The organism is Kitasatospora sp. NPDC056783 (genome assembly GCF_042789895.1).
In the GTDB taxonomy this organism is placed as follows: Bacteria; Actinomycetota; Actinomycetes; order Streptomycetales; family Streptomycetaceae; genus Kitasatospora.
Genome location: NZ_JBHUAF010000068.1, coordinates 1 through 21,268 on the forward strand (window position 1 = coordinate 1; position 21,268 = coordinate 21,268).

19 protein-coding genes are annotated in these 21,268 nt (G+C 73.5%); 7 read left to right on the top strand and 12 right to left on the bottom strand.

Features of this window, described 5'->3' with window-relative positions; genetic code table 11:
* Positions 1-3 precede the first annotated feature (3 nt).
* The 5 genes from hflX to miaA all read right to left on the bottom strand — a co-directional run bounded on the left by hflX (position 4) and on the right by miaA (position 6,752).
* On the bottom strand, positions 4-1,506 hold the full coding sequence (hflX, locus tag ACFRMQ_RS13355; RefSeq protein WP_380730234.1) for a GTPase HflX: 1,503 nt from the start codon (positions 1,504-1,506) through the stop codon (positions 4-6).
* A gap of 238 nt (positions 1,507-1,744) precedes the next feature.
* Entirely contained in the window at positions 1,745-3,925 is a 2,181-nt protein-coding gene (locus tag ACFRMQ_RS13360; RefSeq protein WP_380730236.1) for a RelA/SpoT family protein, read from the bottom strand.
* Positions 3,926-4,113: 188 nt separating this feature from the next.
* A complete protein-coding gene (gene dapF, locus ACFRMQ_RS13365; RefSeq protein WP_380730238.1) occupies positions 4,114-5,019 on the bottom strand; it encodes a diaminopimelate epimerase in 906 nt (301 codons plus the stop codon).
* 32 nt (positions 5,020-5,051) lie between these two features.
* Positions 5,052-5,564: a hypothetical protein gene (locus tag ACFRMQ_RS13370; protein ID WP_380730240.1), complete on the bottom strand. Its 513-nt coding sequence runs from the start codon at positions 5,562-5,564 to the stop codon at positions 5,052-5,054.
* 228 nt (positions 5,565-5,792) lie between these two features.
* Positions 5,793-6,752 carry a tRNA (adenosine(37)-N6)-dimethylallyltransferase MiaA gene (gene miaA, locus ACFRMQ_RS13375; protein ID WP_380730243.1) on the bottom strand — a complete coding sequence of 320 codons (960 nt, stop codon included), beginning with the start codon at positions 6,750-6,752 and terminating at the stop codon, positions 5,793-5,795.
* A gap of 197 nt (positions 6,753-6,949) precedes the next feature.
* Here miaA and ACFRMQ_RS13380 point away from each other — a divergent pair, with 197 nt between their 5' ends.
* Positions 6,950-7,204 (top strand): antitoxin, encoded by a 255-nt coding sequence (locus tag ACFRMQ_RS13380; protein ID WP_380730245.1) that lies wholly within the window; start codon positions 6,950-6,952, stop codon positions 7,202-7,204.
* Positions 7,205-7,256: 52 nt separating this feature from the next.
* Here the strand turns inward: ACFRMQ_RS13380 and ACFRMQ_RS13385 are convergent, their stop codons facing one another.
* Complete coding sequence (locus tag ACFRMQ_RS13385; protein WP_380730247.1) at positions 7,257-7,955, bottom strand: hypothetical protein; 699 nt, start codon at positions 7,953-7,955, stop codon at positions 7,257-7,259.
* Between the two features lie 140 nt (positions 7,956-8,095).
* On the bottom strand, positions 8,096-9,598 hold the full coding sequence (miaB, locus tag ACFRMQ_RS13390) for a tRNA (N6-isopentenyl adenosine(37)-C2)-methylthiotransferase MiaB (RefSeq protein ID WP_380730250.1): 1,503 nt from the start codon (positions 9,596-9,598) through the stop codon (positions 8,096-8,098).
* 160 nt (positions 9,599-9,758) lie between these two features.
* Between miaB and ACFRMQ_RS13395 the strand changes: the two genes are divergently transcribed.
* Positions 9,759-10,778, top strand: coding sequence for a TAXI family TRAP transporter solute-binding subunit (locus tag ACFRMQ_RS13395; RefSeq protein ID WP_380730252.1), 1,020 nt, complete (start codon positions 9,759-9,761; stop codon positions 10,776-10,778).
* Between the two features lie 36 nt (positions 10,779-10,814).
* Here the strand turns inward: ACFRMQ_RS13395 and ACFRMQ_RS13400 are convergent, their stop codons facing one another.
* Positions 10,815-12,239: a sensor histidine kinase gene (locus ACFRMQ_RS13400; protein WP_380730255.1), complete on the bottom strand. Its 1,425-nt coding sequence runs from the start codon at positions 12,237-12,239 to the stop codon at positions 10,815-10,817.
* A 6-nt stretch (positions 12,240-12,245) separates the two neighbouring features.
* Positions 12,246-12,995, bottom strand: a complete 750-nt coding sequence (locus ACFRMQ_RS13405) for a response regulator transcription factor (RefSeq protein WP_380730257.1) — start codon at positions 12,993-12,995, stop codon at positions 12,246-12,248.
* A gap of 387 nt (positions 12,996-13,382) precedes the next feature.
* Between ACFRMQ_RS13405 and ACFRMQ_RS13410 the strand changes: the two genes are divergently transcribed.
* The 5 genes from ACFRMQ_RS13410 (at position 13,383) to ACFRMQ_RS13430 (ending at position 18,668) form a co-directional block, all read left to right on the top strand.
* Entirely contained in the window at positions 13,383-14,156 is a 774-nt protein-coding gene (locus ACFRMQ_RS13410) for an amino acid ABC transporter ATP-binding protein (RefSeq protein ID WP_380730259.1), read from the top strand.
* 118 nt (positions 14,157-14,274) lie between these two features.
* Positions 14,275-15,183 carry a glutamate ABC transporter substrate-binding protein gene (locus ACFRMQ_RS13415; RefSeq protein WP_380730261.1) on the top strand — a complete coding sequence of 303 codons (909 nt, stop codon included), beginning with the start codon at positions 14,275-14,277 and terminating at the stop codon, positions 15,181-15,183.
* Between the two features lie 53 nt (positions 15,184-15,236).
* Positions 15,237-15,887, top strand: coding sequence for an amino acid ABC transporter permease (locus ACFRMQ_RS13420; protein ID WP_380730263.1), 651 nt, complete (start codon positions 15,237-15,239; stop codon positions 15,885-15,887).
* Between the two features lie 73 nt (positions 15,888-15,960).
* A complete protein-coding gene (locus ACFRMQ_RS13425) occupies positions 15,961-16,809 on the top strand; it encodes an amino acid ABC transporter permease (protein ID WP_380730265.1) in 849 nt (282 codons plus the stop codon).
* Between the two features lie 122 nt (positions 16,810-16,931).
* Entirely contained in the window at positions 16,932-18,668 is a 1,737-nt protein-coding gene (locus ACFRMQ_RS13430) for an FAD-dependent monooxygenase (protein ID WP_380730267.1), read from the top strand.
* A 59-nt stretch (positions 18,669-18,727) separates the two neighbouring features.
* Here the strand turns inward: ACFRMQ_RS13430 and ACFRMQ_RS13435 are convergent, their stop codons facing one another.
* The 3 genes from ACFRMQ_RS13435 to recA all read right to left on the bottom strand — a co-directional run bounded on the left by ACFRMQ_RS13435 (position 18,728) and on the right by recA (position 21,196).
* Positions 18,728-19,006: a hypothetical protein gene (locus tag ACFRMQ_RS13435; protein ID WP_380730269.1), complete on the bottom strand. Its 279-nt coding sequence runs from the start codon at positions 19,004-19,006 to the stop codon at positions 18,728-18,730.
* A gap of 140 nt (positions 19,007-19,146) precedes the next feature.
* Complete coding sequence (gene recX / locus ACFRMQ_RS13440) at positions 19,147-20,079, bottom strand: recombination regulator RecX (RefSeq protein WP_380730271.1); 933 nt, start codon at positions 20,077-20,079, stop codon at positions 19,147-19,149.
* 4 nt (positions 20,080-20,083) lie between these two features.
* Positions 20,084-21,196: a recombinase RecA gene (gene recA, locus ACFRMQ_RS13445; RefSeq protein ID WP_380730273.1), complete on the bottom strand. Its 1,113-nt coding sequence runs from the start codon at positions 21,194-21,196 to the stop codon at positions 20,084-20,086.
* Positions 21,197-21,268 lie beyond the last annotated feature (72 nt).

Below are 21,268 nucleotides of genomic sequence, written 5' to 3' on the forward strand. Positions count from 1 at the left end.
GCCTCAGCCCTGGAGGGCCACCGCGAAGTACTCCAGCTCGGCGGCCAGATCGGCCGGCACCTTGGCGTGCAGCAGGGTGCCCTCGCCGGTGTGCTCGGTGGCGAGCAGCTCGCCCTCGGCGTGCACCCGGGAGACCAGCGCGCCCTGGGTGTAGGGCACCAGGGCCCGCACCTCGACCGCCGGACGCGGCAGCTCGTCGTCGATGAGCTTCAGCAGCTCCTCGATGCCGGCACCACTGCGGGCCGACACCACGATGGCGTGCGGCTCGCGGCGCAGCAGGCGCTGGAGCACGTGCGGATCGGCGGCGTCCGCCTTGTTGATCACCACGATCTCCGGCACGTTCTGCGCGTCCACCGAGACGATGACCTCGCGGACGGCGGCCAGCTGCGTCTCCGGCTCGGGGTGCGAGCCGTCCACCACGTGCAGGATGAGGTCCGCGTCGGCGACCTCCTCCATGGTCGAGCGGAAGGCCTCGACCAGGTGGTGCGGCAGGTGCCGGACGAAGCCGACGGTGTCGGCCAGGGTGTACAGCCGCCCGCTCGGGGTCTCGGCCCGGCGGACCGTCGGGTCCAGGGTGGCGAACAGCGAGTTCTCCACCAGCACGCCGGCACCGGTGAGCCGGTTGAGCAGGGAGGACTTGCCGGCGTTGGTGTACCCGGCGATGGCCACCGACGGCACCTGGTGGCGCCTGCGCTCCTGGCGCTTGGTGTCGCGGCCCTTCTTCATGTCGGCGATCTCCTTGCGGAGCTTCGCCATCTTCTCGCGGATTCGGCGCCGGTCGGTCTCGATCTTGGTCTCACCGGGACCACGGGTGGCCATGCCGCCGCCCGAGGAGCCGGAGCCACCGCCACCCATCTGCCGGGACAGCGACTGGCCCCAGCCGCGCAGGCGCGGCAGCATGTACTGCATCTGCGCGAGCGAGACCTGCGCCTTGCCCTCCCGGGACTTGGCGTGCTGGGCGAAGATGTCCAGGATCAGGGCCGTCCGGTCGACGACCTTGACCTTGACCACGTCCTCCAGGTGGATCAGCTGGCCCGGGGTGAGCTCACCGTCGCAGACCACGGTGTCGGCGCCGGTGGAGGCGACGATGTCGCGCAGCTCCTTCGCCTTGCCGGAGCCGATGTAGGTGGCCGCGTCGGGCTTGTCACGGCGCTGGATGACGCCGTCCAGCACCTGGGAGCCGGCCGTCTCGGCGAGCGCGGCGAGCTCGGCCATCGAGTTCTCCGCCTCCTCCAGGGTGCCGTCCGTCCAGACGCCGACGAGCACCACGCGCTCCAGGCGGAGCTGGCGGTACTCGACCTCGGTGACGTCCTCGAGTTCGGTGGAGAGGCCGGCGACCCGGCGCAGGGCGGCTCGCTCGCTGCGGTCGTACTGGTCGCCGTCGTAGTGGTGGCCGAGGTCCTCGTCGATGGCCGCGAGGTCCTCGTCCATGAGGGCTTCCGCCCGCAGACCGTCGAGGCGGCGCGGAGCGTCGGCGTGGTCGCGGGTGTCGAACGTGGAGGTCATTCTGTCCTTTGGCTCGCTGGTACGGGTGGCCTTCGGGGGCCGCCTCTGCGGTCCCGTTCGGAGTCTGCCCAGCTGCCGCCCCGGTTACCGTCCGGGCGGGGTGAGCTACCCCTCGGGCCCCCGGCTGTCGACCGGGCTCCTGTGCCCGGAGAACGCCGTGGACCGGCCGTGAATTCCCCATGATGGTCGCACGCCCGGCGCGGGCCGGTCATCCCCATTTTCCCCCGGGCCACCGCGGCTACGGCCGCTCCGGGGCCTGCGGGCGGCTCACGTCGTACACCCCGGAGACCCTGAGCATCGCCCGCATCAGCACCGGCAGCACGGCCGGCTCGGGCAGTTCGACGGTGTAGGTGTGCCGGACCCGGGACTCCTGCGGCGGCTCGACCTCGGCCGAGACGATGCCGACGCCCGCGCCGGAGATCGCCGCGGTGAGGTCGGCGAGCAGCCGCGGCCGGTTCAGCGCCTCGGCGCGCAGGGTCGCCCGGTGCCCGCCCGCCGGCGCGCCCTCCGGCTGCCAGTGGACCTCCAGCCCGGCCCGTCCGTCCGCGCGCATCCGCTCCCCCGCCGGACAGCCCGCGCGGTGCACGACGACCGCCGTTCCGCCGCGGATCGGGTAGCCGGCCACCTCGTCCGGCGGCACCGGGGTGCAGCAGCGCGCCAGCCGGACCGACGCCCCGGGCCGTCCGGCCACCGCGACCGGGGCCGTCCGCCGCTCGGCGGCCGGGCGGCCGGGCGGGGCGGGCTGGCCGCCGGCCGGGCCGGTGCGGACCACCTGCTGCCGGGCCGGGTGGTCGGCCAGCCAGCGTTCGATGGCCAGCCGGGCGGCGGGGGTGCGGGCGTGCGCCAGCCACTCGGGGGCGGGGCCGGAGGGCGCCCCGCCGCCGGCCGGGAGGGTCTCGGTGAGCACCTCGATCAGGTCGCCGTCCTCCAGCACGGTGGACAGCGCGGTGAGCCGCCCGTTGACCCGCACGCCGATGCACCGGTGACCGGTCTCCTCGCCGAGCAGGTAGGCCGCGTCCACGCAGGTGGCGCCGGCCCTCAGCTGAAGCGTTTCGCCGCTCTCCGTCACCACGGTGATCTCGCGGTCCCCGGCCAGGTCCGCGGTGAGCGCGGACCAGAAGGCGTCCGGGTCGGGCGTCTCCTGCTGCCACTCCAGCAGCCGGCTGAGCCAGCCCGGCCGGGCCGGGTCGGTGCGGTCCAGTTCGTCGGCGTCCTGGACGGCGCCCGCCCGGGTCGGGTCGCCGAGCGCCACCACCCCGGTCTCGGCCACCTCGTGCATCCGCCGGGTGCGGACCAGCACCTCGACCACCGCGCCGCCGCTGAGTGCCACCGCGGTGTGCAGCGACTGGTAGAGGTTGAACTTGGGCGCGGCCACGAAGTCCTTGAACTCTCCGGGCAGCGGCGTCCAGCAGGTGTGCAGTTCGCCGAGCACCGCGTAGCAGTCGGCGTTCTCCTCGACCACCACCAGCAGCCGCCCGAAGTCGGCCGGCCGCGGCGCCTGCGGCCGCCCGTCCGGCCCGGGCACAGCGGCCCGCCGCAGCAGCACCCGGTGCAGCGAGACGCAGTGCCGGGGCCGCACCGTCACCTCGGCGGCCACCCCGGCCTCGGCCAGCTGCCGGGCCAGCAGCCGGGCGAAGGGCTCCAGCAGGGTGTCCGGCTCGGCCTCGTGACCGGACATCAGGGCGCGGGTGCTGGCGTGCTCCTCGGGGTGCAGGGTGGCGAAGACGATGTCCTCCAGCTCCGCCTTGAGCACCTGGATGCCGAGCCGCTCGGCCAGCGGGATCAGCACGTCCCGGGTGACCTTGGCGATCCGCACCTGGCTGGCCGGCTTCATGTGCCGGATGGTGCGCATGTTGTGCAGCCGGTCGGCCAGCTTGATCACCATCACCCGGACGTCGTCCCCGGTGGCGACCAGCATCTTGCGGAAGGTCTCGGCCTCGGCGGCGGCGCCGAAGTCGACCTTCTCCAGCTTCGTCACCCCGTCGACCAGGTAGGCGACTTCGGGGCCGAACCCGGCGCTCACCTGGTCCAGCGTCAACTCGGTGTCCTCGACGGTGTCGTGGAGCAGCGAGGCGACCAGGGTCGTGGTCCCGGCGCCGAGTTGGGCCAGGATCATGGTGACGGCCAGCGGGTGGGTGATGTACGGCTCGCCGCTCTTGCGCTTCTGGCCGCGGTGGCTGGCTTCGGCGAGCCGGTACGCCCGGGCGAGCAGGCCGAGGTCGCCCTGCGGGTGGTGCCGGCGGTGGACCTGGACGAGCGGTTCCAGGGCGTCCGGCACGGGTGGCCGGCCGGTGGCCAGGAGGGCGGCCCGCCCGGCCCGGCCGAGGGCGGCCCGGCCGAGTTCCCCGAGGGGCCGCCTGGCCCCGGCCTGCCGTACGGTCGTCGGCTGCCCCGTCACGGGCTGCCCGGCTTGTCGCATCCCCTCCAAGGGACTATCAACCCGCTGGTCCATGCCATAGAGCACACCACGTTCCACGGCGATTTGCGCCCCCTTCGCGGACGCCATCACCCGATCAGGGGGATTCGCCACCGCACGAAATGGGCAAACCGGGCCGTCCTTCTCAGCGCACCGACCCCACCGGCCTCAACGCACCGCCCCAAGCGGCCTCAGCGCACCGACTCCCACCAGCGCCCGTCCAGCCGCCCCTCCGCCACGATCACCGCCGGCCCGGTCATCTCCACGCGCCCGTCCGGGTGCTCGGTGATGACCAGTCGGCCGCCCAGCACGTCCACGGTGTACGCGACCGCCTCGCCCGTGACGGCCGGATCGGCGCCGTCCCGGCGGATGGCCGCCACCGCGACGGCGCAGGCGCCGGTGCCGCAGGAGCGGGTCTCGCCGGAGCCGCGCTCGTGCACCCGCATCGCGACGTGCCGCGGCCCGCGGTCCACCACGAATTCGACGTTGACGCCCTCCGGGTAGGCGCCCGCGGGGCTGGTGAGCGGCGCGGCGAGCAGGTCCCCGGCGTGGTCCAGGCTCTCCACGAAGGCCACCGCGTGCGGATTGCCCATGTTGACGTTCAGCGCGGGCCAGCTCCGCTCGCCGACCGCGACCTCGATGCCGTCCGGCCCGGGCAGCCGGGCCCGGCCCATGTCGATGGTGACGTCGCCGGGCGTGCCGTCCTCGGCGGCCTCGGCGACCCTCGCGGTGAGCACCCCGGAGCGGGTGGCGACGGCCAGCTCGCCGGGCTCGGCCAGGCCGGTCTCGACCAGGAAGCGGGCGAAGACCCGCAGGCCGTTGCCGCACATCTCGGCGATGCTGCCGTCCGAGTTGCGGTAGTCCATGAACCACTCGGCCCGGTCGGCCATCCCCGCGGCGGCCGGGTCGGCGGCGGCGCGCACCACGCGCAGCAGCCCGTCCCCGCCGAGGCCGGCCCGCCGGTCGCACAGCGCGGCGACGGTCTCGGGACCGATCTCCAGGGCGCCGTCCGGGTCGGGGACGATGACGAAGTCGTTCTGGGTGCCGTGCCCCTTGAAGAAGGGGATGCCGCCCTGCTGGGGAGAGGATGCGCTCACCCTCCCGATGGTACTGAGCCGCCGGAACGGGCTCAGCGCAGGTAGGCGACCCGCCAGACGGCGAGCGCGCAGGCCACCACCGCGATCAGGGTGTAGACCGCGATCGCCTTCCAGCCGGCCCGCTGCCCGGAGCCCCGGCGCGGCAGTCCCGGCCACTTGTAGCCGGCGTGCCGGGCGGCCATCGCGCCCCAGCCCATCGAGGCGGCGGTGAGCAGCAGCCCGAGCATCCCGACCATGGTGGCGCGCGCCCCGGCCGAGCCGAAGGCGAGCGGGAAGGCGAACATCAGCGAGCCGAGGGTACCCACCAGGGCGATCGGCAGCGTCTGCCACCAGCGCAGTCGGCGCAGCGGGCGGATCTCCCGTTCGTGCACCGCGCCGCCGGGCGGGGTGCGGGTGTCCAGGGCGGGCGCCGCGACCGCGTAGGAGGTCGGCGCGTCCAGCCCGGTCAGCACGGGGAGGTCACCCATCGTCGACTCGTCGAACTCCTCGGCCGGGGTGGTGACGCCTCCGCCCTGGCCGGATTCGGGGCCGGTACCCGTCGACACGCGGCCTCCCCTGACAGTTCGACACGAGCGGACTCGCGGCCGGGCACGGTCGGCCCGTGCGGCCGACCCCTACGGCATCGATGATGGCATGTCCAGAGGGGCGTTCCGGGCCCGACCGGGGTCGACGGGTGATCCGTGGCCATCACGTGATCGGGCCGTGACCGCCGGTTGGTCCTGCACGGTCGCCTGCGCGCGCAGGTGCACCGCCGGAATGGCCAAAAACCCGTGCTACGCGGCCGGAACTCCCTGACGTCCGATCAGTTCCAGGGACCGTTCCAGCAGCTCGACCGGGTCGGTTCCGGCCGGTCGGGAGAGCCAGTGGATCCGGTCGTCACGGCGGAACCAGGACTCCTGACGGCGGGCGAAGCGCTTGGTGGCCCGTACCGTCTCGGCCCGGGCCTCGTCCTCGGTGCACTCGCCCGCGAAGTGGTCCAGCACCTGCTGGTAGCCGAGCGCCCGGGAGGCCGTCCGCCCCTCCCGCAGCCCGGTCCGCTCCAGCTCCCGCACCTCGTCCAGCAGCCCGGCCTCCCACATCCGGTCGACCCGCACCGTGATCCGCTCGTCCAGTTCGGGGCGCGACACGGCGACGCCGAGCTGGACCGCGTCGTACACGGCGGTGTTGCTCGGCAGGTTGGCGGTGAACGGCTGTCCGGTGATCTCGATGACCTCCAGGGCGCGGACGATCCGCCGCCCGTTGCCGGTCAGGATCGCCTCGGCGGCCGCCGGGTCCAGTTCGGCCAGCCGCCGGTGCAGCGCGTACGGGCCGGCCTGCTCCAGTTCGGCCTCCAGCCGGGCCCGCACGGCCGGGTCGGTGCCCGGGAACTCCATCTCGTCGATCGCCGCCCGGACGTACAGCCCGGAGCCGCCGACCAGGACGGGCGTGCGCCCGGCCGCGAGCAGCCGGTCGATCTCGGCCCGGGCCAGCCGCTGGTACTCGGCGACGCTGGCGGCCTCGGTGACGTCCCAGACGTCCAGCAGGTGGTGCGGCACCCCGCCGCGCTCGGCCGTGGTGAGCTTCGCGGTGCCGATGTCCATGCCCCGGTACAGCTGCATCGAGTCGGTGTTGATCACCTCACCGTCGAGGCTGCGGGCGATGGCGACGGCCAGGTCGGACTTGCCGGCGGCGGTCGCGCCGACGACGCAGACCACTCGGGAAGGGGCGACACGGGGGGTACTGGAGCTGCTCACCGCTCCAGTCTCGCAAAACCGCCCGCGTGCCGGGGACCGGGCTGCCGCTCGCCCCGGACTGCGCGACGATATGACTGTCCCCGGGACCGTTTCCGGCCGTTTCCCCAGTTGAGCCCCCGCTTTGCGAACGCTTTGCCGGGCGCGGACGTTGTGCAGGAGACGGGGATGGACGGACGACAGGGAAGGGTGAGACCGCCATGGGCCTGATGGACAACCTCAAGGGCAAGGCCGAGGAGCTCAAGGACAAGGCCAGCGAGTTCGCCGGCAAGCACAGCGACCAGATCGAGAAGGCCGTGGACAAGGCCGGCGACGCGATCGACAAGGCCACCAAGGGCAAGTACAGCGACAAGATCGAGCAGGGCACCGGCAAGGCCAAGGGCGCGGTCGACGACTTCGCCCACAAGCCGAAGCCGGAGGACGGGGGCCCGGAGGGCCAGGGCCCGCGGGCCTGAGGGCTCGGCTCCGGACTCGGCTCCGGACTCGGCTCCGGACTCGGTTCCGGACTCAGCTCCAGGACGCCACGAAGTAGCCGACCCCGTACGGCGCGTCCTGGTAGCCCAGTCGCCCGGTGAGGCCGGCGCCCCGCGCGGCGCCGGCCAGCACCTGCCAGGGCGCCCGGCCGTCGGCCTTGAGCTCGGCGGCGAGCGCCGGGTCCAGGGCGGCCAGCGCGGACAGGTCGGCCGCGCCGAGGGCGGCGGCCAGCGCGGCGTCGAAGCCCTCGGCCCGCTCGTCCAGGTAGCCGGGCGCCTTCACCGAGCGGCAGGCGCTGCCGTCGCCGACCACCAGCAGGGCGACGCGGTCGGCGAGACCGGCCAGGCCCTGGCCGAGGCCGAGCATCCGGTCGGCCGGGGCGTCGGCGGGCACCGCGCAGGCGTGCGTCGGCAGGGTCACCCCGGCGCGCTCCAGCAGCCAGGCGCCGACGGTCAGCGAGGGTGCCAGTTCCGGGCCCTCGACCCGGTCGCCGGGCAGCTTGGCGACCAGCGGCACCCCGTAGCGGTGGAAGGAGCCCGCCCCGCCCTCGGTCCACACCTCGGCCGCCGGCCCGGTGCCGACCACCACGACCAGCTGCGGCCCGGCCGCGACCAGCGCCGCCAGCGCCTCGTCGCAGGCGGCCCGCAGCCCGTCCAGCTCGGCCGCCGCCCCGGCGGCGACCTCGGGGACGAGCAGCGGCGGACAGGGGCACACGGCGGCGGCTACCAGCATGTGGATCACTCTAGGCCCTGTCCTCGGACGAGCGTCCGCAGGGCGACGCGGGACGTCCGGGCGCGGACCCCGGCCGGGAACGCGCGACGGCCCGGCCGGAGCTCGGGTGCTCCCGCCGGGCCGCCGTCACGGCACGCGTGTCAGTCGCCGCAGCAGGCCCCGCCCGCCGGCGCGGCGAGCGGCAGCTCGGCCGGGGCGCCGATCTTCGGCAGGCCGAGCAGCACCCCGGCCGGCTTGGCGGCGGGCTTGGCCTGGCGCTTCTCCCACGCGTCACCGGCCCGGGTGCGGCGCACCGCGAGCGTCGGGCCCTCGGCGAGCAGGTGGTGCGGGGCGGCGTAGGTGATCTCGACGGTCACCACGTCGCCCGGGCGCACCGGCTCCGCGGGCTTCGTGAAGTGGACCAGGCGGTTGTCGGGGGCGCGCCCGGACAGCCGCTGGGTCACGTCGTCCTTCTTGCCCTCGCCCTCGGCGACCAGGATCTCCAGGGTGCGGCCGACCTGCTTCTTGTTCTCGTCCCAGGAGATCTCCTCCTGGAGGGCGATCAGCCGGTCGTAGCGGGCCTGCACGACCTCCTTCGGCACCTGGTCCTCCATCTCCGCGGCCGGGGTGCCGGGGCGCTTGGAGTACTGGAAGGTGAAGGCGTTGGTGAAGCGGGCCTCGCGGACGACGTGCATCGTCTCCTCGAAGTCCTCCTCGGTCTCGCCCGGGAAGCCCACGATGATGTCGGTGGAGATGGCCGCGTCCGGCATCGCCTCGCGGACCTTCCGGATGATCCCGAGGAAACGCTCCTGCCGGTAGGAGCGGCGCATCGCCTTGAGCACCCGGTCCGAGCCGGACTGCAGCGGCATGTGGAGCTGGTGCATCACGTTCGGGGTCTCGGCCATCGCGGCGATCACGTCGTCGGTGAAGTCGCGCGGGTGCGGCGAGGTGAAGCGGATCCGCTCCAGGCCCTCGATCCCGCCCGCGGCGCGCAGCAGCTTGGAGAAGGCCTCGCGGTCGCCCAGGTCGGAGCCGTAGGCGTTGACGTTCTGGCCGAGCAGGGTCACCTCGATGACGCCCTCGTCCACCAGCGCCTCGATCTCGGCGAGGACGTCGCCGGGGCGGCGGTCCTCCTCCTTGCCGCGCAGCGCCGGGACGATGCAGAAGGTGCAGGTGTTGTTGCAGCCGACCGAGATGGCGACCCAGGCGGCGTACGCGGACTCGCGGCGGGTCGGCAGGGTGGAGGGGAAGGTCTCCAGCGACTCCAGGATCTCGACCTGGGCCTTGCGCTCGACCGCGGCCCGCTCCAGCAGCGCCGGCAGGTGGCCGATGTTGTGGGTGCCGAAGACCACGTCGACCCAGGGGGCGCGCTTGACGATGCTCTCGCGGTCCTTCTGCGCCAGGCAGCCGCCGACGGCGATCTGCATGCCCTGGTGACGGGTCTTGACCGGCGCGAGCTGGCCGAGGTTGCCGTACAGCTTGTTGTCGGCGTTCTCGCGCACCGCACAGGTGTTGAACACCACCAGGTCCGGGTCGCCCTCGGGCCCGGCCTTGACGTAGCCCGCGTCCTCCAGCAGGCCGGACAGCCGCTCGGAGTCGTGGACGTTCATCTGACAGCCGTGCGTGACGACCTTGTAGCTCTTCAATCCGCTCTCACCGCTCACCAGACCAGGGTACGGGCAGCCGCGAAGCGCTTTTCCCGGAGCTTCCCCCTGACTTCACCGCCGCTTCGCCGGCCTCCGACGCCGCCTCCCCGGCCGCCGTCGGTGCTTCCGTGCCCGGTTGCCACTCCCGTTCGGCCGGAGCGCCTGGCAGTATCCCCTCATGACCCCCACCACCCCGTCCCGTCTCGGCGCCGCCGTCCGCACCGCGGCCCGCAGCCCGCTGTGGCGGACGGTGCTGGTGCTGGTGCTGCTGGTCGCCGGGCTGGGCGGCTGGTGGCTGTCGGCCGGCCGCTCGCCCGGGTACCCGCGCGGCGAGGTCCGCTTCGCCACCGGGGTGCAGCGCGGCGTCTACGACCGGTACGGGCAGCTGCTCCAGGCCCACGTCTCCCGGACGATGCCGGGAGTTCGGCTGGCCCTGGACAACTCGGAGGGCTCGGTGGACAACGTCGCCCGGGTGCTCAACGGCCAGGACACCTTCGCGATAGCCACCGCCGACGCGGTCGCCGACTACCAGGGCGCCGACAAGGACGGGCTGCGGGCGATCGCCCGGCTGTACGACGACTACCTGCAGCTGGTCGTCCCGGCCTCCTCCCCGGTGCGCCGCACCGCCGATCTCAGGGGCCTGCGGGTCGGCGTCGGCCTGCCGCAGTCCGGGGTGAACCTGGTGACCAGACGGCTGCTGGCCGCGGCCGGGCTGGACCCGGACCGGGACATCGTGCCGGTCTCGGCCGGCATCGGCGACGCCGCCGACCAGCTGCGCGAGCACAAGCTGGACGCCTTCTTCTGGTCCGGCGGCCTGCCCACCAGCGCGCTCACCGACCTCTCCGAGCACGTCCCGATGCGGATCGTGCCGCTGAGCGACCTCGCCGAGGCGCTGCACAAGGCCGAGGGCGGCGGCACCGACGCCTACCGGGCGGCCACCATCCCCAAGGGCACCTACCCGGGTGCCGAGCCGAAGGACGCCGTCGCCACGGTGGCCGTGCCCAACCTGCTGATCACCCGGGCCGACGCCGACCCGGGCCTGGTCGAGGGCATGACCCGCGCGGTGATCGACAGCCGGGACCAGATCGGCGCCCTGGTGCACGCCGCCCAGCTGGTCGACCTGCGCACCGCCGTCTACACCGACCCGCTCCCGCTGCACACGGGCGCGGCGCGCTACTACCGCTCGGTGAAGCCGTAGCGACCGCCGGCCCTCCGGCCGTCAGCTCTCCGGCCGTCAGCTCTCCGGCCGCGGCACCGCCAGGGTCACGGCCAGCCCGGTCGGCTTGACCGGCGCGAAGCCGAGCGAGCCGCCGCCGGCCGCCAGCAGGGTGCGGGCGATGGACAGCCCGAGCCCCGAGCCGTCCACGTTCTGGTGCCGCGCGCTGCGCCAGAACCGGTCCCCGGCCCGGGACAGTTCGTCCTCGGTCAGGCCCGGGCCGGCGTCGGCGACGGTCACCGAGACCTCGTCGCGGCGCACCGCGACCCGCAGCCGCACCTCGCTGCCGACCGGGCCGAACTTGAGCGCGTTGTCCAGCACGGCGTCCAGCGCCGAGCCGAAGCCGATCGGGTCGGCCATCCCGATCGCGAGCGCCGGACCGTCCCAGCGCAGCCCGATCCCGCGCCGCTCGGCCACCGGCCGCCAGGCGTCCACCCGGGCCAGGGTGAGCTCGGCGAGGTCGGTGCGCTCCGGTTCGGGGCGGGCGTGCTCGGCGGTGGCCAGCCCGAGCAGGTCGTCCAGCACCCGGGCCAGCCGGACGCCCTCCTCCCGCACGCCGCTGAGCTCCTCCTCGTGGCCCTCGGGCAGTTCCAGGCCGAGCACCTCGACCCGCAGCAGCAGGGCCGACAGCGGGTTGCGCAGCTGGTGCGAGGCGTCCGCGACAAAGGCCTTCTGCTGGTCCATGGCGAGCACCACGTGGTCCGCCATCTCGTTGAACGAGCGGGCCAGCCGCTGGAGTTCGGGCGGTCCGCCGCCGGGGGCGACCCGGACGGCCATCTGACCGGTGGCGATGTCGTGGGTGGCCCGGTCCAGGGTGCGCACCGGGCGCAGCACCCACTCGGTGAGCCGGACGGCGAGCAGCACGGCGACGATCATCGCGGCGGCCTCGCCCGCGCCGATCACCAGCCACTTGTGCAGCACCCGGGTGCGCAGCGCCCCGGTCGGGGACTCGCTCAGCACCACCGCGACCACGTCGCCGTCGCGCACCACCGGGGCGGCCACGGTGATCGTCAGGTCCGGCGTCCACGGCCAGACCTGCGGCGGGTTGTGGCTGCGCCGCCCGTCCAGCGCCTCCTGGAAGGCCTGGGAGCCCCAGCCCTCGTCGGGCACCCGCCAGTCCTTGGGGGCGGCGGCGATCGGCAGGCCGTCGCGCTGGAAGATGGCCAGCCGCACGCCGTACAGGTCGTGGTAGCGGCGGACCTCGGCGTCGATCGCGTGCCGGCGGCTGAGGTCGCCGGGGGCGGGTTCCGGGTCGCCCTTGCGCGCCGAGTCGGCGGCGCCGGAGGTGGGCAGGTCCTGGGCGAAGCGGGCCGCGTCGTCGAGCCGGTCGACGACCACCCGGCTCTGCTCGGCCGCCGCGACCGCCGCCGCGAGCGGCAGCCCCAGGGCGGCCAGGACGCAGAGCATGAGGGCGATCAGGATGCCGAGCAGGCGGGTGCGCACGTGCGGTCAGCGCTCCGCGGGGGCGGACGGGGCCTCGTCGGCCGCGGGGCCGTCCGGGATCAGCCGGTAGCCGACGCCGCGCACGGCCTCGACCAGGCCGGGCAGCGCCAGCTTGTTGCGCAGCGAGCCGATGTGCACCTCCAGGGTGCGCCCGTTGCCCTCCCAGCCGCTGCGCCAGACCTCGCTGAAGATCTGCTCGCGCCGGTAGACCACGCCGGGGCTCTGGGCGAGCAGCGCGAGCAGGTCGAACTCCTTGCGGGTGAGCGGCACGTCGCGGCCGTCCACGCTGACCCGGCGGCGTTCCCGGTCGATCCGGATGCCGCGGGACTCCAGCGGGCCGCGCTGCCGCGGCACGGTGTCGGGCGCGGGTGCGGGCACCGCGGCGGGGGCGGCGCCGCGGCGGGCCACGGCGTGGATGCGGGCGAGCAGTTCGCCCATGTCGTAGGGCTTGGTGACGTAGTCGTCGGCGCCCAGGTTGAGGCCGTGGATCCGGGAGCGGACGTCGGCGCGGGCGGTGACCATGATCACCGGCACGCCGCTGCCGGCCCTGATCCGGCTGCACACCTCGAAGCCGTCGCGGTCGGGCAGCCCGAGGTCGAGCAGCACCACGCGGTACGGCTCGTGGCCGTCCGGCACGAGGGCGTCCAGCGCCTCGTGCCCGCTGCGGGCGTGCCGGACCTGGAAGCCGTGCCGACCGAGCACCGCGACCAGCGCGGCGGCCACGCGTTCGTCGTCCTCGACGAGCAGCAGTCGCATCCTGTTCTCCTCCTTCCCCCACGTGATCACCGGTGATCACCCGGCCGATCGGCCGGGTGCCGGTCCTGCGCAGTATGGGCCAGCGAACGGCCCGGCGCCAGGCTCGACCGCGCTCCGGGCTCGTGGGGGACGGGGTGCACCGGAGCGGTTTCCCGATGTGACATGCCCCGTGGACACCCGCGCGAACGGCGCGCGGGCGCCGTGTGGCCGTTTCGTGATCCTCAAGTTCCGCTCAGATCGGCTGACGGCGAACCGTCACGGCTCCTAAGGTCGGCCCACCGGGGGCTGCGGCTCCGCCGGCCGCGGCTCCCGGATTCGCACCACCGTTGCCCCACAAGGAAGTTGAGACTTCTCGGGCACCATTCGACGACAGAGGGAGCAGGCGCGATGACCGAGAGCCCCGTCGAGGACTCCACCCCCGCAGCCGCCCCGCTGGTCGTGCTGAGCAACGTCAACAAGCACTACGGCGCGCTGCACGTGCTGCAGGACATCGACCTCCGGATCGCCCAGGGCGAGGTGGTCGTGCTGATCGGCCCGTCCGGTTCGGGCAAGTCCACGCTCTGCCGGACCATCAACCGGCTGGAGACGATCGACTCCGGCGCGATCACCATCGACGGCCGGCCGCTGCCCGCCGAGGGCAAGGAGCTGGCCCGGCTGCGCGCCGAGGTCGGCATGGTGTTCCAGAGCTTCAACCTGTTCGCGCACAAGACCGTGCTGGAGAACGTGGTCATCGGCCAGGTGAAGGTGCGCAAGGTGCCCCGCCCGGAGGCCGAGAAGACCGCCCGGGGGCTGCTGGAGCGGGTCGGCGTCGGCGCGCAGGCGGACAAGTACCCGGCCCAGCTCTCCGGCGGCCAGCAGCAGCGCGTGGCGATCGCCCGGGCGCTGGCGATGAAGCCCAAGGTGATGCTCTTCGACGAGCCCACCTCGGCACTGGACCCGGAGATGGTCAACGAGGTGCTGGAGGTCATGCGCCAACTGGCCGCCGACGGCATGACGATGGTCGTGGTCACCCACGAGATGGGCTTCGCCCGCTCCGCCGCCAACCGCGTGCTGTTCATGGCCGACGGCAGGATCGTCGAGCAGAACACCCCGGACGCCTTCTTCACCGCGCCGCGCTCCGACCGCGCCAAGGACTTCCTCTCGAAGATCCTCCACCACTGACGCTTCGAGACCGGCGGGGCCACCACCGGCAACGGCGCCGCCCGGCCCTGCCCGTGCACGACTCCCAGACTCCAGAGCCCGGTTGACGCCGGGGCCCACCCCCAGGAGAACACCCCTCATGAGGACTTCCCGCACCCTCGCCATCGCTCTCTGTGCCGTCGCGCTCACCGCCACCGCCGCCTGCGGCAAGGACGGCAAGCCCGGCGCCACCGCCGCGAGCAGCGGCGGCTCCGCCGCCCCGGCGCTGCCGAGCTACACGGTCAAGACCGACGTCAAGATCGACTCCGCGGTCCTCGCCGAGGCCAAGAAGCGCGGCCAGCTGATCATCGGCGCCAAGGCCGACCAGCCGAACCTCGGCTGGGAGGACGTCGCCAGCGGCGACCGCAGCGGCTTCGACATCGAGATCGCCAAGATGATCGCCGCCGACCTCGGCTTCAGCCCGCAGCAGATCAAGTGGCAGACCCTGGTCTCCTCGCAGCGCGAGCCGGCCATCTCCAAGGGCCAGATCGACCTCTACGTCGGCACCTACAGCATCAACGACGAGCGCAAGAAGTCCGTCTCCTTCGCCGGCCCGTACTACATCGCCGGCCAGGACCTGCTGGTGAAGGCCGACAACACCTCGATCACCGGCGCGGAGAGCACCGGCGGCAAGAACGTCTGCACCGCCACCGGCTCGACCTCGATCAAGAACATCCAGCAGTACAACCCGAAGATCACGCAGTTCGACACCTACTCGGCCTGCGTCGAGAAGCTGCTGTCCGGCGAGGTCGACGCGGTCACCACCGACGACGCGATCCTCAAGGGCTACGCCTCCAAGTACGCCCCCAAGCTCAAGGTCGTCGGCAAGCCGTTCACCAAGGAGAACTACGGCGTCGGCCTCAACAAGGACGACAAGGCGCTGCGCGACGCGATCAGCGACGCCCTCAAGGCCCACGAGGACAACGGCGACTGGAAGAAGGCGTACGACGCGACCCTGGGCGCCTCCGGCTCGGCGGCGCCGGAGGTCCCGGCCCTCGACCGCTACTGATCCGCCCGCCGCACGTCGACTTCCCGACCATGAACTGAGAGGAGGGCCGCCGGATGGGGTTCCTGTTCGAGGACGACAACTTCGCGTTGTTCCGAGACGGCTTCCTGCAGACGATCGAGGTGAGCGCGCTCAGCGCGCTGCTCGCCCTGCTGCTGGGCACCCTGCTGGCGGCCTTCCGGGTCTCCCCGGTGCCGGTGCTGCGCGCCTTCGGCACCGGCTGGGTGACGCTCTTCCGCAACACCCCGCTGACCCTGCTGTTCTTCGCCGTCACCTTCGGACTGCCGCCACTGGGCGTGCACTTCAGCCACCTGGTGTTCGCGGTGCTGGCGCTCGGCGGGTACACCGCCTCGTTCGTCTGCGAGGTGATCCGCTCCGGCATCAACACCGTGCCGCTCGGCCAGGCGGAGGCCGCCCGCAGCCTCGGCATGACCTTCGGTCAGACCCTCACCCTGGTCGTCCTCCCGCAGGCCGCCCGGACCGTCCTGGGCCCGATGAGCAGCGTGTTCATCGCCCTGCCGAGGAACTCGGCGATCGCCGGCGCGTTCAGCGTCACCGAGCTGTACAGCGCCCAGCAGACCTTCTCCGAGCGCGGCTACTCGATCTTCGCCATCTTCTTCTGGGTGGCCTGCGCCTACCTGCTGATCAGCGCGACGATCGCCACCTTCTTCCGCTTCCTGGAAACCCGACTGGCGGTGGCCCGATGAGCGAGCGCAGCGAGCGAACAATCGAACGGCGTGCGTGGGCGAATGCCCCTGCCGAGCGCAGCGAGGTGGGCGCATGAGCTTGTTCCAACGCCAGGCCACGGCCAGCGTCCTCTACGACGCCCCCGGCCCCAGGGCCCGCACCCGGTACCGCGCGTTCGGCGTCCTCGCCGTCCTCGCGATCGCCGGCCTCCTCTGGTACGTCTTCAGCGCGCTCGACGAGAACGGCCAGTTCGACCCGGACCTCTGGGACTCCTTCCAGTACACCTTCGTCCAGCAGCAGATCGTGGACGGCCTGCTGTCCACCCTGAAGGCCTTCGGGCTGGCCGCGCTCTTCTCGCTCACCCTGGGCGCCCTGCTCGCGGCCGGCCAGCTCTCCGACCACCGGCCGGTCCGCTGGGCCTGCGTGGGCTTCACCCAGTTCTTCCGGGCGATGCCGCTGCTGATCCTGATCGTCGGCCTCTACTACGCGTTCTTCGCCCAGCAGCCGATGTGGGCGCTGGTGCTCGGCCTCACCCTCTACAACGGGGCGGTCCAGGCCGAGGTCATCCGCAGCGGCGTCAACGCCGTCCCGCGCGGCCAGGCCGAGGCGGCGTACGGGCTGGGCATGCGCAAGACCCAGGTGATGACGTCGATCCTGGTGCCGCAGGCCGTCCGCTCGATGCTGCCCACGATGATCGGCCAGCTGGTCGTCACCCTCAAGGACACCTCGCTCGGCTTCATCATCACCTACCACGAGCTGCTGTTCATCGGTAAGGCGATCGCCAGCCAGCCGATCAACGCCGCGGGCTTCCCCTACATCCCGGTGGTGCTGGTGATCGGCCCGCTCTACATCGCGATGTGCCTGCTGCTGACCGCGCTCGCACGCTGGATCGAGGCACGTGGCCGCCGCGGCGCGAACCGGCGCACTTCGGCTTCTGCTTGACGGGCACGCAGGTGAACTGTTGCATTGCTCTTCGTGACACCTCCCGGGAGCATCCACACGGCATATGCGGCAGCCGTAACTGACGCCGGACGATCGGCCGGTTCGTGCCCGGAGGTTCCCTCATGGACCCGGTGATCGTGGTCGGGGCCGGACCGGTCGGTCTGGCCCTGGCCCTCGCCCTGGCGCGGCACGAGGTGCCGACCGTCGTGCTCGACGAGGGCTCCGGGCTCTGCCCCGAGGGCCCGCGCAGCCTCGTCCTCGGCGCCGACACCGCGGCCTTCCTGACCCGGATCGGCTACCCGCGGGCCGTCTCGGACTCCGCGCTGTGGGACTCCTTCGCCGTCTGGCGGCGCCGCCAGGAGATGCTGCGGATCGACCTCACCGACTCGCCCGCCTTCCACCTGCCCCAGCACCGCCTCCAGCGCGGGCTGCGCGACGCGCTGACCGGCACCCCGCTGATCAGACTGGTCCCGCTCAACCGGGTGGTCGAACTCGAACAGGACCGGGACGGCGTCAGCGTCCGCACCACCGGCACCCAGGACGGCTCCACCACCTGGTGGCGCGGCAGCCACCTGGTGGGCTGCGACGGCGCGAGATCCACCGTCCGCAAGCTCCTGAAGATCCGCTTCCCCGGCCGCCCCGCGGTCGACCGCAACGCCATCGCCACCGTCCGGGTCGACCTGCCCTTCGACGGCGCCCGGCTGCACCGCGAACCCCCGTGGCGGGGCGACCGCGAGGCCTCCGCCCGTCCACTGCCGGACGGCGTCTGGCGGCTCGACTGGCGGCTGCCCCCCGGCCGCCCCGCCCCCACCGAAACGGTCGACCCGCACGCCACCTGGCCCGGCATCGTCACCGGCGACACCCTGCTCACCCGGGTCACCTCCACCCTCACCGGCTGGTGCGGCGAACTGCCCCGCTTCGAACTGCTGGCCGCCGCCGACCACACCGCCCAGCAGCGCCTCGCCGCCCGCTTCCGGGTCGGCCGCTGCTTCCTGGCCGGCGACGCCGCCCACCTGCACGGCGCCCTCGGCATGCAGAACCTCCCGGACGGGCTGCGCGACGCCGACAACCTGGCCTGGCGGCTCGCCCTCGCCTGGCACCTCCACGCCGGCGGCCCGCAGCCCGGCGGCTCGCTGCTGGACGGCTACGAGGCCGAGCGGCGCGGGGCGGTCGGCGCCCGGCTGCGCGCCGTCGACCAGTCCATGCCACTGCTGCGCCCGCTGCGCGGCTGGCAGCAGACCCGGCGCTCGCTGCTGGTCGGCGGCTTCCGCAAGCACGCCCCGCTGCTCGCCGACGGCCAGCTCGGCACCGGCCGCTTCGGCGGCGCGCCCGCCTACCCGCCGACGCCCGCCACCACCCCCGGCCGGGTCCCGGTGCAGCGCGGCTCGCGCGGCACCACCTCGCTCAGCGAGTCGCTGACCGCCACCGCCCCCGGCGTGCTCGTCCCGGACCTTCCGGTGCTCGCCGACGACGGCACCCCCGACCACCTGCACGCCCGGCTCGGCGCCGCCTTCCTGCTGCTGCTGGTCGCCCCCGGCACCGCCGTCTGGTCCTCCGAGCACTGGCTCGGCGCCGGTCTGATGCCCCGCCTCGCCGAGGTCGCCGCCGCCCTGCCCGTCCCGGCCGAGGTCCTGGTCACCGAGGAGTACCCGGGCGCCGGACCCCACACCGTCCTGCTGATCCGCCCGGACGGCCACCTGGTCGGCGTCACCCAGGGCGCCGTGACCGAGGAACTGCACGCCCTCGCCGACCGTGCCCGCGGCGGCCCGGCCACCCTCGACCCGGCCGCCGACCCGGCCGACCGACCCGAACCCACGCCCGAACAGATGGACTCCCCCAGCCGGGGCCCCCGGACCTGACCGGCCCCGGTCGGGCCCTGTCCGGTCGATCGCGCCCGGCAGGACCGGCCGGACAGGGCTCAGCCGGCCACCGCGGTGGCGCGGCTCTCCCGGACCACCGTCACCCGGGCCTCGCGTCCCGCCTGCATCGCGTACACCTCGGCCACCCCGTCGTGCGAGCGCGCGGTCTCCTCCAGCCGCGCCAGCCTCCGGACGTACAGCTCCAGCGACTCCTTGCGCGCGCCCGGCCGGCCGCCCTCCGGGTCCACCCCGAGCTCGGCGGCCATCATCCCGGCCAGGTGCGCGGACTCCAGCAGGTGCCCGAGGACGTTCTGCCCGTACGAGGAGCGGAAGCGCAACGAGCCCAGAGTGCGGACGACCGTTGCCGCACGGGCCGCCGCACGGCAGGCGCCCCGGGCACCGAAGGCGAGGCTAGGTGGGGGTCACGAAACGGTCAAGAGTTGACCTGGCGCACTCCAGAACGCCCACAGGACTGCCACTACTCCCCACCCCGCGGTTCACTCGACTCCTCTTCCAACGCCGTGCGCACCACCCGGAACGCCAGCCCCTCGGAGTAACCGCGCCGGGCGAGCATCCCGACCAGCCGCCGGGTGCGCACCTGCGCGTCCAGCCCTCGGGTGGACCGCAGCTTGCGCTCGACCAGCGCCCGGGCCGCGTCCGTCTCGTCGTCGTGGTCCAGCTGGGCGACGGCCTGCTCGACCAGGTCGGCGGCGACCCCCTTGGTGCGCAGTTCCTGGGCCAGCGCCCGCCGGGACAGGCCCCGGACGGCGTGCCGGGACTCCACCCAGGCCGTGGCGAAGGCCGCGTCGTCGATCAGCCCGACCTCCTCCAGCCGGGTGAGCACCGCGTCGGCGACCTCGTCCGGGATCTCCCGCTTGCGCAGGGCGTCGGCGAGTTGCCTGCGGGTCTTGGCTGCGCCGGTCAGCAGCCGCAGGCAGATGTCCCGGGCGCGGGTCTCCGGATCGGCCGACTCCTCGGCCTGCCGCCGGGAGGCGCGGCCGGTGCCTTCCTCCTCGGACGCTCCCCCGGTGGACCGTCCGCTCCGGGCCCAGCCGTGGCGAGCGCCGCGACGGGAGGCGGAGGCGGCCGCACCCCCGTGACCGGCCGCCTCGCCCGCGCCCCTGCCCCAGCCGCTCTCCTCGGCCGCCGGCGTCGAGCCGGGCCGGGCCGCTTCGGCCTCCGCAACCTGCCCGGCCTGCCCGGCCCGCTCGGCCAGCAGGGCCGAGCGCCGTCGGCGGCGGCCGGTGGGCAGCTCGGAAGCGGAGACCAGGCCGAGCGCCTCGACCGAGGCCACCGTCGGCTCCGGACCGGGCTCGGGCTCTTCCGCGACCGCGGCGAACCAGTCCGGCGGCCCGTAGTCGTCGTCCTCCGGGCCCGCCGGGCCGCCGCCCACCGTGTCGTACTGCGTCAACGGCTCAGGCCTTGGTAGCCGCCGTCTTCTTCGCCGCGGCCGTCTTGGTGGCGGTGGCGGTGATCGGCTTGGCGGCACCGTCCGCGGCGGCCTCCTCGGCGCCCTCGGCCGGCTCCTCCAGCTTGGGGCCGATGCCGAGCTTGCCCTTGATCTTCCGCTCGATCTCGTCGGCCAGCTGCGGGTTGTCCTTCAGGAAGTTGCGGGCGTTCTCCTTGCCCTGGCCGAGCTGGTCGCCCTCGTAGGTGTACCAGGCACCCGACTTGCGGATGAAGCCGTGCTCCACGCCCATGTCGATCAGGCCGCCCTCGCGGCTGATGCCGACGCCGTACAGGATGTCGAACTCGGCCTGCTTGAACGGCGCGGCGACCTTGTTCTTGACCACCTTGACGCGGGTGCGGTTGCCGACCGCCTCGGTGCCGTCCTTCAGCGTCTCGATCCGGCGGATGTCGAGGCGGACCGAGGCGTAGAACTTCAGCGCCCGGCCACCGGTCGTGGTCTCCGGCGAACCGAACATCACGCCGATCTTCTCGCGCAGCTGGTTGATGAAGATCGCGGTGGTGTTCGACTGGTTCAGCGCACCGGCGATCTTGCGCAGCGCCTGGCTCATCAGCCGGGCCTGGAGACCGACGTGCGAGTCGCCCATCTCACCCTCGATCTCGGCGCGCGGCACGAGCGCCGCGACCGAGTCGATGATCACCAGGTCGATCGCGCCGGAGCGGATCAGCATGTCGGTGATCTCCAGCGCCTGCTCACCGGTGTCCGGCTGGCTGACCAGCAGGGCGTCGGTGTCCACGCCGAGCTTCTTGGCGTACTCCGGGTCGAGCGCGTGCTCCGCGTCGACGAACGCGACCGTGCCGCCGGCCTTCTGGGCGTTGGCGGCCAGGTGCAGGGTCAGGGTCGTCTTACCGGAGGACTCGGGGCCGTAGATCTCGACCACCCGGCCACGCGGGATGCCGCCGACCCCGAGGGCGACGTCCAGGGCGGTGGAGCCGGTGGAGATCACCTCGACGGGCTCGTTGGCCTTCTCGCCGAGGCGCATCACCGAGCCCTTGCCGAACTGCCGCTCGATCTGAGCGAGAGCGGTCTCCAGGGCCTTCTCACGGTCCGTACCTGCCATGGCTTTTTCCCTCGGGTTCTGTGCTGTGCGCTTCATCGTCCTCGACGCTAGCGCGTCCCACTGACAAACGGG